Origin of the sequence: Roseisolibacter agri, assembly GCF_030159095.1 — a bacterium.
GTDB lineage: Bacteria > Gemmatimonadota > Gemmatimonadetes > Gemmatimonadales > Gemmatimonadaceae > Roseisolibacter > Roseisolibacter agri.
Genome location: NZ_BRXS01000002.1, coordinates 275,975 through 290,473 on the forward strand (window position 1 = coordinate 275,975; position 14,499 = coordinate 290,473).

Here is a 14,499-nt window from a genome sequence, read left to right on the forward strand (position 1 = left end):
GCGCTCAGTCCTCCCGGCGCCGCGCGGGCCGCGCGACGAGGGGGACCGCGAGGTGGAACGTCGTCCCGTGTCCCGGCCGCGACGCGACGCGCAGCGTGCCGTCGTGCGCCTCGGCGACCGCGCGCGCGATCCAGAGCCCCAGCCCCGCGCCCTGCGGATCGCGGCGGTCGCGGCGCCAGAACGCGGTGAACAGGTGCGGCAGGTCGTCGGCGTCGATGCCCGCGCCGGTGTCCGCGACCGATGCCGTCAGCGCGTCGTCCGTGACCGCGTAGCGCACCGTCACCGCGCCGCCCGGCGGCGTGAACTTCACCGCGTTGCCGACGAGGTTCGAGAGCAGCTGCACGACGCGCGGCCCGTCCACCGCCACCACGCGCTCGGCGGCGCCGTCGTCCGCCGCGACGGTGAGCGCGAGCCCGCGCGCCTCCGCCATCGGGCGCAGCATCCGCTCCGCCTCGTCGAACACCGCGCCGGCGCGCACGTCGGCGCGCACGATGCGCAGTGCATCGCCGCGCAGCGTGCTGGCGTCCAGCAGGTCCTCCACCAGCCGCTGCATCCCGACGGTGCTGGAATGAATGGTCGCCAGCGCGCCGCGCACGTACGCGTCGCCGACGTCGGGCTGCAGGCTGCCGAGCATCTCCGCGTACAGCGCGACGGCGCCGAGTGGGTTGCGGAGGTCGTGGGCGACCACGGCGAGGAGGCGCTCGCGCTCGCGCGTCGCCAGCTCCGCGGCCGCCAGCAGCCGCGCATGCTCGGCCGCCAGCCCCGCGCGCGCCGCCAGCTCGTCGACCAGCGCGCCGTCCACCGCGTCGTGCGCGACGATCGTCGCCACCACGCGCTCCGCGTCGGCGACCGGCGCGCTGTGCGCGTCGTCGGGCGGCGGCACGTCGGGCGCGAGAACCTCGCAGGCGCGCGCCCAGCGCGGCACCAGCAGGTGCGGCAGCTGCGCCAGCGCCGTCGCCGGGTCCATCGACGCGGCCAGCAGCCCGCTCCACGCCGCCAGCAGCGACACGCGCTCGCGCCCCGCGCGCTCGGCGGCGTGCAGCGTGCGCGCCTCCAGCAGGTTCTCGACGCGCAGCAGCACCTCCGTGGCCTCGAACGGCTTGGTCACGAAGTCGCGCGCGCCGCACGCCAGCGCGCGCTCGCGCGCCTCCCACGTCGCGTCGGCGGTGAGCACCAGCACCGGACGGTAGTCCCACGGCGGTGTCGCGGCCTGGAGGTCGGCCAGCACGTCCAGCCCGTGCCGGTGCGGCATGTGGAGGTCGAGCAGCACGAGGTCGGGCGCGTGCGCCGCGACGAGCGCGGGCACCGTGCGCGGGTCCTGCGTGCGCACGAGATGCACGTAGCCCTCGTCGTTCAGCAGCGCCTCCAGCAGGTCGAGGTTCGCCTCCTCGTCGTCGACCAGCAGGATCGTGCACGCGCGCAGCCGCGCGCGCCGCGCGTCGTCCGTCGCGCGCATCGCGACCGCGCCGCTCATGGCTCGCCCGCCGGCAGGAAGCGCTCGACGACGCGCAGGAACTCGTCGACGTCGAGCGGCTTCGTGAGGTACGCGTCCGCGCCCGCTGCGCGCAGCCGCTCCAGCGACGCCGACGTCGCGTCCGCGCTGACGACGATCACCGGGATCGGGGCGGTGCGCGGATCGGCGCGCAGCCGGCGCAGCACCTCGTCGCCCGGCAGGTCGGGGAGGTGCAGGTCGAGCAGCACGACGTCGGGCAGGTGCTCGCGCGCCAGCTCCACGCCCAGGCCGCCCTGCAGCGCGGGGAGCGTGCGCCAGCGCGGCCGCGCGAGCAGGATCGTGTCGACGAGGCTGAGGTTCGCGAGGTTGTCCTCGACGTAGAGGATGGTCGCGTCGCGGTGCGCGACGGGCGCTTCCGGCCCCGGCGCCGCCGCCAGCAGCTCGCGCCGCGGATCCTCGGCGCCGCTCAACTCCACGCGGAAGACGCTGCCCGCCTCACCGCTCGTCTCCAGCGTCAGCGCGCCGCCCATCGCCTCGCACAGCCGCTGCGACAGCGCGAGCCCGAGCCCCGTGCCCTCGACCTCCGTCTGCTCCGCGCCCAGCCGCGCGAACGGCGTGAAGAGCTGGTCGATGCGGTCCGCCGGGATGCCGCGCCCCGCGTCCTCCACGCGCACGACCCAGCCGTCGCTGCCGGCACTACCCTCACCACCCTCGCGCGGCGCGCACGCGAGGCGCACCCACCCGCCCGCGCGGTTGTACTTGATCGCGTTCGAGAGGAGGTTGAGCAGCACCTGCACCAGCCGGTGGCGGTCCGCGCGCACGAACGCCTCGCGCGGCCACGCGCCCTCGCGCAGCTCCACGCCGCCCTGCTGCGCGAGCGGCCGCACCAGCCCGATCACCTCCTGCAGCGCCGGCGCGAGCGCCACCGGCTCCAGCGAGAAGTGCTCGCGCCCCGCCTCGATGCGCGAGATCTCGAGCACCTCGTTGATGAGGTGCAGCAGGTGGCGCCCCGCCTTCAGGATGTGCTGCACCGACCGCCCCTGCGCCGCCGGCAGCTCGGCGCGCGCCAGCAGCTGCGCGAAGCCGAGGATGCTGTTCATGGGCGTGCGGAGCTCGTGGCTCATGCGGCTGAGGAACTCGCTCTTCGCGCGGTTGGCGCGCTCGGCGTCCTCCTTGGCGCGCGCCAGCTCGGCGGTGCGCACCTCGACGCGCCGCTCCAGCTCCTCGTTCGCCTGCCGCAGCGCCGCCTCGGCCGCCTTGCGGTCGTTGATGTCGCGCCCGGTGGCGAGGATGCGGTCGACACCGTCGATCGTGACGCGCCGCAGCCGCATCTCCAGCCAGACGTCGCGCCCGTCCCTGTGGGGGCCGAGCCACTCGAAGCGCTGCGGCTCGCCCGCGGCGGCGGCCGTGATGTAGCGGAACGCGTCGTCGAGGCTGAACGGCGGATAGCCCGCGCTCAGCCCGCCCACGCCGATCGCACGCGTCTCGTCGGCCGTGCGGCCGAACACCTCGCACGCCGCGTCGTTCACCTCGATGAAGGCGCCCGTGTCGACGTCGTGCAGCCACATCGCGTCGGACGCGTGGCGGAAGATCGTGCGGTAGCTCTCCTCGCGTGCCTGCAGCGCGCGCTCGGCGCGCTTGCGCTCGCGGATGTCGCGCACCAGCGCCAGCACGCGGTCCGTGCCGCCGATCGCCACGCGCTGCAGGCTCACCTCCACCCACAGCTCCTCGCCCGTGTCGTGGAGCAGCGACATCCACTCGAAGCGCACCGGCTCGCCCGCCGCGGCCTGCTGCATGAGCGCCGCCGCGCGGTCGGGCGTGAACGGTGGCGGGCCGTTGGCGATGATCCGCAGCCCGTCGCGCCGCAGCTCGTCGAGCGTCACCTGGCTGAACTCGCACGCCGCGCGGTTGGCGTCGACGATCGCGCCCGTCTCGACGTCGTGCACGAACACCGCGTCGATGGACGCGTCGAAGATCGCGCGGTAGCTCGCCTCGGAGACGCGCAGCGCCAGCTCGGTCTCGCGCCGGTCGGTGATGTCGAGCGCCGCGCCGACGACGCGCGGGCGCCCGTCCTCGCCCGCGTGCACCAGCTGCCCGCGCGTCTGGATCAGCCGCACGGCGCCGTCGGGGCGCACCACGCGGTACTCGGCGCTCACGGGCGCGTCGTCCTCGCGCAGCCGCGCGAAGCGCGCGAGCACGCCCGGCAGGTCGTCGGGGTGGATGAGCGCGTGCTGCTCGGCCTGCGTGCGCGGGGCGCGCGACGGGTCGATGCCGTGGATGCGGCACTGCTCGTCGGACCAGTGCACGCGGTCGTGCAGCACGTCCACCGACCAGCTGCCCATGCCCATGATGCGCTCGACGTCGCGCACCAGCGCCTCGCGCTCCGCGAGCGTCCGCTCGGCGCCGGCGCGCGACGTCACCAGGACCTCGGGCGCGAGCCGGTCGGCGACGCCGGCGAGGAAGGCGCGCTCCTCGTCGGTGAAGGGCGCCGACGCGCGCGACGTGCGCAGCGCGCCCGCGAGTGCGCCGCGCACGCGGATCGCGACGTCGAGCGCGCCGTCACCGATCGCGACGCTGTCGTGCGCGTCGAGCGTCGCGTGGTCGGGCGGCGGCGCGTCGGCGAAGGCGGCCGCCTGCTCGGGCGTCCTCATGCAGGGCGCCGGGCGCGGCGGGTGGTGCAGCAGCGCATGGGCACCGGCCGCGTCGCCGAACAGCCAGAGCGCGCAGGCGTCCGCGCGCACGGCGTCGGCCGCCAGCTCCAGCAGCGCGCGCGCGGCGGCGACCGGGTCGTCCCACCCCTGCCGGCGCAGCGTGGCCAGCAGCTCGCCCAGGCGCGCGGACGGAGGTGCCGCGGGCGGAGTGGCGAGGGGGCGGTCGGCGGGCGCGGTGTGCGGCATCGGACGACGGGACTGCGGAGGGAGGACGGCGGCCGGACCAAGATACGGGTGGCGGCGCGGTGGGCCAGCGAGTCAGCCGGTAGGGACGATGGCGCCCCGACGGGCGCGGGACATGGGACGAACGTCCCGGGTGCCGCACCGGCAAGGGCGCCGCGGGCGGCGGGCCGCGGGCTGCGTGGGGGCCGTTGAGGTGTCATCCCGAGCGCAGCGAGGGATCCGCTCTCCACGGCGGGGAGCATCCCACGTGTGACGCACGCCAGGTCCCTCTCCTTCGCTGCGCTCAGGATCGGGACGACATGCCGGTGTCACGCAGCCCGCAGTCCGCTGCCCCTACTCGTCGCTCCCCGGCGCCAGCCCCGCGTACCACGCCGCGTACGGCGTGTTGCGCGCCAGGCGGCGGTTGTGGTCCGGCGCGCCGTCGGTCCACCACACCGGGCCACGTTCGCCCAGGGCGTGCTTCGCCGCATCCACCGCGTCGCGCGCGGCGCGCAGGGCGTCAGCGTCGTTGCTCCGGCGCGCGGCCGCGACGGCGCGGCGCGCGTCCATCAACGCGTGCACGTGGCGTGCGCGCTCGGCGTCCGGGAGCGCGGGGTTCGCGCAGCGCCACAGCCGGCCGCGGACGACGAAGTAGCGGCCGTCCGGCGTGACGGGAAAGCGCACGCGGCGCGCGCGCCCCGCTACTCGACCGCGATGCGCGGGTAGGTGCCGTGCTCCAGCCGCTCCGCGTAGTACGCGTCGAACGCGTCGAGCGAGTCGCTGCGCATCAGGTCCCAGTACACCCCCGCGCGGACGCCCTGGTACTGCACGACGACGCCGTGCTTGTACTCCACCTCGAGCAGCGCGCCGACGACGTCGTAGCCGACGGCGGCGAGGGTCTCGGACTCGACGGGGATGCGCTTCATCGGACGACGTCTCGGAGGCCGCGTGGCGGGACGCGGCGCGTCGGATCACGCGCCGCGCGGGAGCGGCGCTCTCGCCTGCACCAGACGATCCACCCGCCGAGACGGAACCGCCAGTGGGTGATCGTGAAGATTCCGGCATGCAGCCGCGCCGGCCGCGGCAGCGCCGGTCTGCTCAGCAGCCGGCGCTGCCGCCGCCGGCATTGCCGCAGCGCGCGCGGACCAGCAGGTCGAGCAGCTCGCGGTACTGCGCATGCGAGACCGACCGGCCCTCGCCGGGGCGCGTCTTGTGGGCGACCACCAGGTCGAGCGCCGGGAGCACCGAGATGTGCTGCCCGACGGCGCCCAGCCCCGTGTAGGCGCCGCGGTAGGCGCCGGTGGCGTGCGGCCCGTCCCACACCCACCAGAGGTAGCCGTAGCCGAACGGGCCCGCGCGGTGCGAGGCGGGGTTCATGCGGGACACGGGCGTGGTGGCGCGCGTGCTCTCGCGCACCCAGTCGCGCGGCACGAGCTGGCGTCCCGCCCAGCTGCCCTCGCGCAGCATCAGGTACCCGAGGCGCGCCATGTCGCGCGTCGAGAGGTTGATGTGGTAGGCGAGGTGCACCGAGCGCGTGGTGTCGCCGGACTTCCGCTGCGCCGCGCGATCCCAGTCCTGCATGCCGATCGGTCGCGCGAGGTCGGTGTCGAGCGCGTCGTAGATGTCGCGCCCGGTCATCTTCTCGAACGCGGTGCCGAGCGCGTTGAAGTCCCAGTTGCTGTAGAGGAAGTACGTGCCGGGCGCCTGCGACCCGCGCGGCGGCGCGCTGGCGAGGTCGTCGCCGGCGTTCGACGCGGCGTGGTACACGCCGGAGCGCGCCGTCAGCAGGTCGCGCACGGTCGCGCGGCGCTCCTGCGGCGTGAGCCCGCCCACGTCGTCGATCCCGAGGTCGGCGAGCGTGCGGTCGAGGCGCACGGTGCCGTCGGCGACGTAGCGGCCGAACAGCATCGAGAGCACGCTCTTGCGCACCGACGCCAGGTAGCTGACGGCCTGCACGTCGCCGTACTCCATCAGCACGCGCCCGCCGACGACGGCGACGAACCCGGTGGACGGCATCGTCGCCAGCCGCGCGCGCACGCTGTCGAGCCCCGCGCGCGACCAGCCGAGCGACTCGGGCGCCGCGATCCGCTCCCACGACGCACCGGGATAGACCGCGCGCGCCGCGACCGATGCAGGCGCCGGCGCGACGACGCTCGCGCGCGACGCGCAGCCGAGGCTCGTGCCGAGCGCGCCCGCGAGGAGGAGGCGCGCGACGACGACGCGGAGGCGCGCGGGGCGGGGACGGCGCAGGCGGATCGGCATGTCCGGGGTGATGGAGGGTGGGGTGGTTCCGTCAGGGCTCCGGACGCGGGGCGGGCTGCAGGTCCACGCTCGTGTGCCGGTCGCGCGAGCGCACGGTCACCAGCACCAGCTGCCGGACCCGCGTCCCGCCGCGCCGCTCGGCCGGGCGGAAGCGCCACTGCGGGAGCACCGCCAGCAGCCGCTCGGCCAGCTCGGCGTCGGAGCCGGGGAGGATCTCGACCAGCCCGGGCTCCACGCGCCCGCGGGCGCTGACCACCACGTGCGCGCGCACCTCGCCGTCGACGCGCGACACGACGGCCCGCGCGCGGTCGGCCAGGATGGCCGTGCGCGCGACCTCGCCGGCGACGTGGACGCGGCGTGTGGCGACGGTATCGCGGAGCGCGGCCCGCAGCGCGGGCACGGGTGCTTCGAAGGCGGCGCGTGGGCGGTGCGCGCAGCCACCAACGAGAACGGCGAGCACGATGAGGCGGAGGACCATGACGCGGAGAACGATAGGGCGTGAGACGATGAAGCGGAGGCTACGAGCTCGCAGCTTCAAGCGCAGTGCCGCCCGTCCGTCTCACGCTGCATCGTCCTCCGCCGTTCCGTTCTCCGCCTCATCGTCCTCCGCGTCAGATGGTGAAGTCGAACTCCGCGCCTTCCCCGACCGACGACTGCACGCTGATCCTTCCACCGTGCGCCTGCACGATCCCCTGCGCGATCGCGAGGCCGAGACCCGCGCCGGCGCGCCGCGTCTCGCGCGCCTGCCAGAAGCGGTCGAACAGGTGCGGCAGGTGCTCGGGCGCGATGCCCGGGCCGCTGTCGCGCACCGCGAAGCGCACGCCGCGCGGCGCCTCGGTGGCCGTCAGCCACACCGTCCCGCCGCGCGGCGTGAACTTGAGCGCGTTCCCCAGCAGGTTGCCCAGCGCCTGCAGCAGCCGCTCGCCGTCGGCGTTCAGAGACGGGAGGTCGGGTGCCGCGTCGGCGACGAGCGTCAGCCCGCGCTCCGCGGCCAGCGGTGCGAACTGCTCGCGCGCGCGCGCGATCACCGCCGCCGGGTCGAGTGGCGCGCGGTCGATCGTCAGCCGCCCCGCCTCGATCGCGGTCACGTCCAGCAGGTCGCGGATGATGCGCTCCATCCAGTCGGCGGCGTTGCGCACGACGCCCGAGAGCTCGGCCGCCTGCGCGGGCTCGGGCGCCGCGCCCAGCGCGGCCGCGCACATCTTGATCGTCGACAGCGGGTTGCGCAGGTCGTGCGCGACGACGCCGAGCACCACGTCGCGCGCGGCGGTGGCGCGCTGCGCGGCGTCGACGAGGCGCTGGCGCTCGACCGCGTGGCGCACCGCGCGGCGCAGCCCCGGTGCGGTCACGGTGCCCTTCACGAGGTAGTCCTGCGCGCCCGCGCGCATCGCGCGCACGGCCAGCGCCTCGTCGTCGAGGCCCGTGAGCACGACGATCGGCAGCGTCGGCGCGGCGGCGCGCATCTGCGCGACCGTGCTCAGGCCGCGCGCATCGGGGAGCGAGAGGTCGAGCAGCACGACGTCCGCCGGCGCATCGGCGAGCGCGGCCCGCGCGTCGCGCAGCCGCTCCACCCAGCGCACCGCGATCTGCAGCGGCGGCGGGGCGTCGCCGTCCTCCTCGTCGTCGTCGCCGGTGGCCGTGGGCTCCTCCGCCTCGTCCAGCAGCACGCGCAGCAGCTCGGCGTCGCCGGGATTGTCCTCGACGATCAGCACCGACAGCGGCGCGCCGTCACGTGAGGTCCCGCGCAGCGGCATCGTCGTCAGCCCTCGCGCGCGCGCAGCGCCACCGTGCCCCAGAACTCGACCACCGCGCGCACGGCCGCGAGATGCTGGTCCAGGTCCACCGGCTTGGCGACGTACGCGTTGGCGTGCAGCGCGTAGGCGCGCCGCACGTCCGACGCCGCCTGCGAGCTGGTGAGCACGACGATGGGGATGTCGCGCAGCTCGGCGTCGCCCTTCGCCTCGGCCAGCACGCCGCGGCCGTCGAGCTTCGGCACGTTGAGGTCGAGCAGCACGAGGTCGGGGCGCGGCGCGTCGGCGTGCGCGCCCGTGCGCCGCAGGAACGCCAGCGCCTCCACGCCGTCGTGCACCACCGACAGGTGATGCGGCACCGTGACGTCGCGCAGCGCCTCGCGCGCCAGCTCCACGTCGCCGGGGTTGTCCTCCACCAGCAGCAGCTCGAGCGCGCGCGGCGCGTCGGCGGGCATGCTCACGGGGCGTCCGGCAGGGTGAAGTGGAACGCCGCGCCCTCGCCCGGCGTCCCCTCCGCGCGGATGGTGCCGCCGTGCCGCTCCACGATCTTGCGGCAGATCGCCAGTCCGACGCCCGTGCCCGGATACTCGGTGCGCGTGTGCAGCCGCTGGAACACGGTGAAGATCTGCTCCGCGAACTGCGGCTCGAAGCCGATGCCGTTGTCGCGCACCGTGAACTCCCACATCGCGCCGCCCGCGGCGCGCGCCGCGCGGATCACCACGCGCGGCGGCACGCCCGCCTTCCGGAACTTGAGCGCGTTCGCGACGAGGTTCTGGAAGAGCTGCTCCAGCTGCCCCGCGTCGCCGAGCACCGTCGGCAGCGCGCCCTCGACCTCCACGGTGCCGCCGCTCTCCTCGAGCGCGCTCCCGAGCCAGCGCAGCACGCCCGTGAGGACCTTCGCGGTGTCCACCGGGCGATGCGGGCGCTCCTGCGTGCCCACGCGCGACAGCGCGAGCAGGTCGTGGATGAGCACCTGCATGCGCTGCGCGCCGTCGACCGCGAAGCGGATGTACGTGTCGGCCTGCGCGTCGAGCTTCCCCTGGTAGCGGCGCGCCAGCAGCTGCGTGTAGCTGGCCACCATGCGCAGCGGCTCCTGCAGGTCGTGGCTGGCGACGTACGCGAACTGCTCCAGCTCCGCGTTGCTGCGCGCCAGCGCCTCGCCGCGCGCGCGCAGCGCGGCCTCGGTGCGGCGGCGCTCGGTGACGTCGCGCACGACGGCGTTGTACATGCGCCGCCCGTCCACGTCCACCTTGGAGATCGACACCTCGGCCGGGAACTCCTCGCCGCTCTTGCGCCGCCCGTACACCTCGCGCCGCTCGCCCATGCGCCGCGACGTCTCGTGCGCGCCGGCGAAGTGCGGCAGGTGCTCGGCGTGGTGCCGGCCGCGGTAGCGCTCGGGGATCAGCAGCTCCAGCGGCCGGCCCAGCACCTCGTCCGCGCGGTAGCCGAAGATCTCCTCGGCGCCGCGGTTGAAGAGGTGGATGCGCTCCTCGGCGTCGACCGACAGGATGCCCTCGCTCGCCAGCTGCACGATGCCCTCGAGCAGGGCGGCGGACCTCGCAAGGGTGGGATCGAAAGGCGCCGTCATGGCTGGAAGCTAAACAGCGGAGGACGGAAAGGCGGAGAACGGAACGGCGGAGAACGGAACGGCGGAGAACGATGGAGCGTGAGACGGTGGGGCGGACCTTTCGAGCGCGAAGCTTCAAGCCGGGAGGTCCGCCCCACCGTATCGCGCCCCTCCGTCCTCCGCACTATCGTCCTCCGCACCATCGTCCTCCGCCGTTCACTTCCCGTGCCCATTCTGCTTCAGCTGCGCTGCACGCTGCCGGCCAGCGCGGACGCGTATCCGTTCACGGTGCCCGCCGTCCGCGCCCTGGCCGACTTGAACGACGGCCTCGCGCTCGACGCGCCGGTGACCTGCTTCGTGGGCGAGAACGGCTCCGGGAAGTCGACGCTGCTGGAGGGGCTGGCCGTAGCCGCGGCGCTGCCCACGGTCGGGAGCGACGAGACGGCGCTCGACCCGACGCTGGCGCCGGCGCGCGCGCTCGCGAAGCGGCTCAAGCTCGCGTGGCGCGTGCGCACGACGCGCGGCTTCTTCCTGCGCGCCGAGGACTTCTTCGGCTTCGCCAAGCGCATCGCGCGCACGCGCGCCGAGCTGCAGGCGCGCATCGCCGAGGTGAAGGAGGAGTACGCCGCGCAGGACCGGTCGGCGTGGGCCACCGGCCTCGCGCTCGGCCCGCTGCAGGGATCGATCGCCGACATGGAGCGCCGCTACGGCGCCGATCCCGACGCGCGCTCGCACGGCGAGAGCTTCCTCGCGCTCTTCCAGTCGCGGCTCGTGCCGAAGGGGCTCTACCTGCTGGACGAGCCCGAGGCCGCGCTGTCGCCGCAGCGGCAGCTGGCGCTGCTGTCGCTGCTGCGCGAGGCGGTGGAGCAGGGCTCGCAGTTCGTGATCGCCACGCACTCGCCGCTGCTGCTGGCGTATCCCGGTGCGCGCCTGTACAGCTTCGACGACGGCCCGCCGGCCGCCGTGGCGTGGGACGCGCTGGAGCACGTGCGGCTGACGCGCGACTTCCTCGCCGCGCCCGAGCGGTTCCTGCGGCATCTGTGAACGTCAACCACTGAAAGGCAGGCAAGGATGAAGATCTGAGAAGATCGGATAACCGCCGATGCTCCGCGTGGCGGCGAGGCACGTCGCCCGACGCGGAGCCATCCGTCGTTATCAGACTCTGTCAGATCTTCATCCTTGCTCGCCGTTTCGCTCTCGAAGGGTCCGATGCCTGACAACTCCCTCCGCCGCGTCCTGCCGTTCGTCGTCCTCGGCGTCGCCGTCGTCGCGGTCGTGTACGTGGTGCGCATGTGGACCGACGTCCGCGCGGGCGCGCACGCCGTCGGCCGCGCGGCCTCGTGCTACTACGACGGCGCGCCGCAGTCCGGCTGCCCGACGCCGCGCACCGGCCCCGCCGCCGACACCGCGTGGCTGTGGGCCGCGGCGATCGACACGCTCTACACGCGCGCGCCGGGCACCGTCGGGCCGGCGACGCTGATCGCGCTCGACGAGCGGCTGGCGACGCTCGCGCCCGCGTCGCGCGCGGCCACCGACTCGCTGGCGGGCGCGCTGGTGACCGTGGCGCCCGCGCTGCCGCGCGCCACCGCCGACACGCTGGCGGCCGGCCTGCGCCGCGCCGCCACCGCCGGCACGCTGGCCACGCCCATCTGGACCGTGGGCGCGAAGCAGCGCCGCTACGACGCGCCCACCGCCGCCCGCGCCGTCGCCGGCAAGGCGAAGGGCCGCGACGAGGCGATCCCGCCGCGCGGCCTGCTCGCCCTCTCGCGCCCGGCCATCGTGGGCCAGTGGGCCGTCCTGTACGCCGAGCGCACCATCGTCCCCGAGCGCGCCGACCAGACCGCGGCCGTCGAGCGCCGCCTGGTGCTTCTGTCGCAGCTGCCGGACGGCCGGTGGCGGGCGGTGCGGATCGTCGACGCCTGAAAGGCATCGCAGGATGCGTCGGCGCGCCGGAATCCTGTGCTCTTGGGGAGGATACGGATGCTTCGGATGAGAACGGATTCCTCGGATCGCTCCATGTAGCACGCGGGGCGTCGCCGCCACACGGGACGATCCGAAGCATCCGTCGTGATCCGGAGCATCCGCATCCTCCCCAAAGGACAAAGGACCCGCCGCGCCGACGCCTCCCGGGCAGCCGGTCACACGGCACCGAGCACGCAGCACGCAGCCGTCGATCCGCGTAGTCCATCCAACCCCTCTCCGGAGTTCCCGCATGCGTCGCCCCCTGGCCGCCGCGCTGCTCGCCGCGGCCGCGCTCGCCCATCCCCGCGCCGCCGCGGCGCAGGCCGCACTCCCCACGCCCGCCGCGTTCCTCGGCTTCGAGCCGGGGGACGACCGCAAGCTGCCGCAGTGGAAGCAGGTCGTCGACTACTTCCAGGCGCTCGACAAGGCCTCGCCGCGCGTCACCGTGCGCACCCTCGGCAAGACGACGCTCGGCCGCCCGTTCCTGGCCGCGTTCTTCGCCGACTCGGCCACGCTCGCGAACCTGCCGCGCTACGAGGAGATCCAGCGCAAGCTCGCCGATCCGCGCCTCCTTTCGGGCGACGCCGAGCGGCGGCAGCTGATCGCCGACGGCAAGGTCGTCGTGCTCGTGACGTCGAGCATCCACTCGACCGAGGTCGGCGGCTTCCTGTCGCCGCTGCGCCTGGCCGAGCGGCTCGCGGGCGGCGAGGACGAGGAGGCGCAGGCGATCCGCAAGAACGCCATCGTCATCATGGTGCCGTCGCTCAACCCCGACGGCATGGACATCGTGACCGACTGGTACAAGTCGTCGCTCGGCACGCCGTGGGAGGGGAGCGGGCCGCCGACGCTGTACCACCACTACACGGGCCACGACAACAACCGCGACTGGTACGCGTTCACGCAGGTCGAGACCCAGATGGTCGTCGACTCGCTGTACGGGAAGTGGCACCCGCAGGTCGCCAACGACATCCACCAGCAGGGCGGCGGCGGGTCGCGCATCTTCATCCCGCCGTACATGGATCCCATCGAGCCGAACATCGACCCGGTGCTGATGGCCGGCGTGGCGCAGATGGGCAAGGCGATGACGTGGCGCATGCTCGCCGACGGCTTCACCGGCATCGCCAACAACACGTCGTACGACGCGTGGACGCCGGCGCGCGCCTACCAGCACTACCACGGCGCGATCCGCATCCTCACCGAGACGGCGAGCGCGCAGCTGGCGACGCCCGTGCGCATCCCGTTCGACTCGCTGCGCGGCGGCTACAACGTCGACGCCAAGGTCGCCAACGTCGACTTCCTCGCGCCGTGGGGCGGGGGCGCGTGGGGGATCGGCGACATCGTGAAGTACCAGACCGCGGCCAGCTGGGCGCTGCTGGCGCAGGCGGCCGACGACCGCGCGCAGTGGCTGCAGAGCTTCGCGCGCGTGCAGGCGAACGCGGTGGCGGGGAAGCGCGCGCCCGGCCGCGCGAGCTGGCCGTCGACGATCGTGATCCCCGCGCAGCCCGCGCGCGACACCGCCGTCAACGCCGTCGTGCGCATCCTGCAGCGCGGCCAGGTGGAGCTGCGCCGCGCGACCGCCGCGTTCACCGCGAACAGGAAGAGCTATCCCGCGGGCTCGCTGCTGATCCACACGGCGCAGCCGTACGGCGCGTTCGCGAAGGCGCTGCTGGAGCCGCAGCAGTACCCGAACCTGCGCGAGTATCCGGGCGGCCCGCCGAAGCGCCCGTACGACGTCACCGCGCACACGCTGCCGCTGCTCTACGGGCTCGACGTCGCGTTCGTGCAGGACTCGGTGACCGCCGCCAGCACCCCGCTCGCGCCGCAGGCGCAGACGCGCTGGGTCGCGCGCGGGCTCTCGGACAGCAAGGCGCGCCGCGTCGGCATCTTCCGCAACGCCTCCGCGTCGATGGACGAGGGGTGGACGCGCTGGCTGCTCGACCAGCACCGCATCCCGTACACGATGGCGACCGCGCGCGACCTGCGCGCCGGCAACCTCGCGTCGCGCTTCGACGTGATCCTCCTCCCCGAGCAGGCGGCGCGGCAGATCGCGCGCGGTCCCGCCGGCGCGTATCCCGACTCGCTCAAGGGCGGCGTCGGCGAGGAAGGGGCCGCGGCGCTGAAGCAGTTCGTCGAGGCGGGCGGCACGCTGGTCGCGCTCAACGACGCCAGCGAGTACGCGATCGAGGCGCTGCAGCTGCCCGTGAAGAACGTGCTCGCCGAGCTGCGGCCGACGCAGTTCTACGCGCCGGGCTCGATCTTCCGGGTGGAGCTGGACCGCGCGCACCCGCTGGCCGCCGGCTACACCGCGCCGCAGCAGATGGTGTGGTTCGAGGCGAGCCCCGCGTTCGAGATCACCGATCCGTCGCGCGCCAGCGTCGTCGCGCGCTACCCGGCGCAGGGCGATCCGCTGCTCTCCGGCTGGCTGCTGGGCGCGGAGAAGATCGCGGGCAGGGCCGCGATGGTGGACGTGGCGATGGGGAAGGGCCACGTCGTGCTGTTCGGCTTCCGCCCGCAGTATCGCGCGCAGAGCATGGCCACCTATCCGCTGCTCTGGAACGCGCTGCGCCCGATCCCGTCGGGCGGGATGCGCGTCACCAAGGCGGTGGAGACGCGCTGACCTCACTCCACTCC

The 14,499-nt window shown here is 74.6% G+C and carries 12 protein-coding genes; 3 read left to right on the forward strand and 9 right to left on the reverse strand.

The annotated features are described in order from the left end of the window. Positions 1-4: 4 nt before the first annotated feature. The 9 genes from rosag_RS06140 to rosag_RS06180 all read right to left on the reverse strand — a co-directional run bounded on the left by rosag_RS06140 (position 5) and on the right by rosag_RS06180 (position 9,927). Positions 5-1,474 (reverse strand): sensor histidine kinase, encoded by a 1,470-nt coding sequence (locus rosag_RS06140; protein WP_284349176.1) that lies wholly within the window; start codon positions 1,472-1,474, stop codon positions 5-7. Then, complete coding sequence (locus rosag_RS06145; protein ID WP_284349177.1) at positions 1,471-4,350, reverse strand: PAS domain S-box protein; 2,880 nt, start codon at positions 4,348-4,350, stop codon at positions 1,471-1,473. The genes rosag_RS06140 and rosag_RS06145 overlap by 4 nt, the downstream gene beginning before the upstream one ends. Before the next feature lie 330 nt (positions 4,351-4,680). Then, complete coding sequence (locus rosag_RS06150; RefSeq protein WP_284349178.1) at positions 4,681-5,010, reverse strand: hypothetical protein; 330 nt, start codon at positions 5,008-5,010, stop codon at positions 4,681-4,683. A 17-nt stretch (positions 5,011-5,027) separates the two neighbouring features. After that, the gene (locus tag rosag_RS06155; protein WP_284349179.1) at positions 5,028-5,252 is read right to left on the reverse strand and encodes a KTSC domain-containing protein; all 225 of its coding nucleotides are present in this window, start codon (positions 5,250-5,252) and stop codon (positions 5,028-5,030) included. 172 nt (positions 5,253-5,424) lie between these two features. Then, a complete protein-coding gene (locus rosag_RS06160) occupies positions 5,425-6,588 on the reverse strand; it encodes a serine hydrolase domain-containing protein (RefSeq protein ID WP_284349180.1) in 1,164 nt (387 codons plus the stop codon). 31 nt (positions 6,589-6,619) lie between these two features. After that, on the reverse strand, positions 6,620-7,066 hold the full coding sequence (locus tag rosag_RS06165) for an energy transducer TonB (RefSeq protein WP_284349181.1): 447 nt from the start codon (positions 7,064-7,066) through the stop codon (positions 6,620-6,622). 133 nt (positions 7,067-7,199) lie between these two features. Next, complete coding sequence (locus rosag_RS06170) at positions 7,200-8,342, reverse strand: ATP-binding response regulator (protein ID WP_284349182.1); 1,143 nt, start codon at positions 8,340-8,342, stop codon at positions 7,200-7,202. Positions 8,343-8,347: 5 nt separating this feature from the next. After that, the gene (locus rosag_RS06175; RefSeq protein WP_284349696.1) at positions 8,348-8,794 is read right to left on the reverse strand and encodes a response regulator; all 447 of its coding nucleotides are present in this window, start codon (positions 8,792-8,794) and stop codon (positions 8,348-8,350) included. A 2-nt stretch (positions 8,795-8,796) separates the two neighbouring features. After that, positions 8,797-9,927 carry a sensor histidine kinase gene (locus tag rosag_RS06180; RefSeq protein WP_284349183.1) on the reverse strand — a complete coding sequence of 377 codons (1,131 nt, stop codon included), beginning with the start codon at positions 9,925-9,927 and terminating at the stop codon, positions 8,797-8,799. Between the two features lie 204 nt (positions 9,928-10,131). Here rosag_RS06180 and rosag_RS06185 point away from each other — a divergent pair, with 204 nt between their 5' ends. The 3 genes from rosag_RS06185 to rosag_RS06195 all read left to right on the forward strand — a co-directional run bounded on the left by rosag_RS06185 (position 10,132) and on the right by rosag_RS06195 (position 14,485). After that, complete coding sequence (locus rosag_RS06185; RefSeq protein WP_284349184.1) at positions 10,132-10,950, forward strand: AAA family ATPase; 819 nt, start codon at positions 10,132-10,134, stop codon at positions 10,948-10,950. A gap of 165 nt (positions 10,951-11,115) precedes the next feature. Then, entirely contained in the window at positions 11,116-11,829 is a 714-nt protein-coding gene (locus rosag_RS06190; protein WP_284349185.1) for a hypothetical protein, read from the forward strand. Positions 11,830-12,118: 289 nt separating this feature from the next. After that, entirely contained in the window at positions 12,119-14,485 is a 2,367-nt protein-coding gene (locus tag rosag_RS06195) for a M14 family metallopeptidase (protein WP_284349186.1), read from the forward strand. Positions 14,486-14,499: the final 14 nt, after the last annotated feature.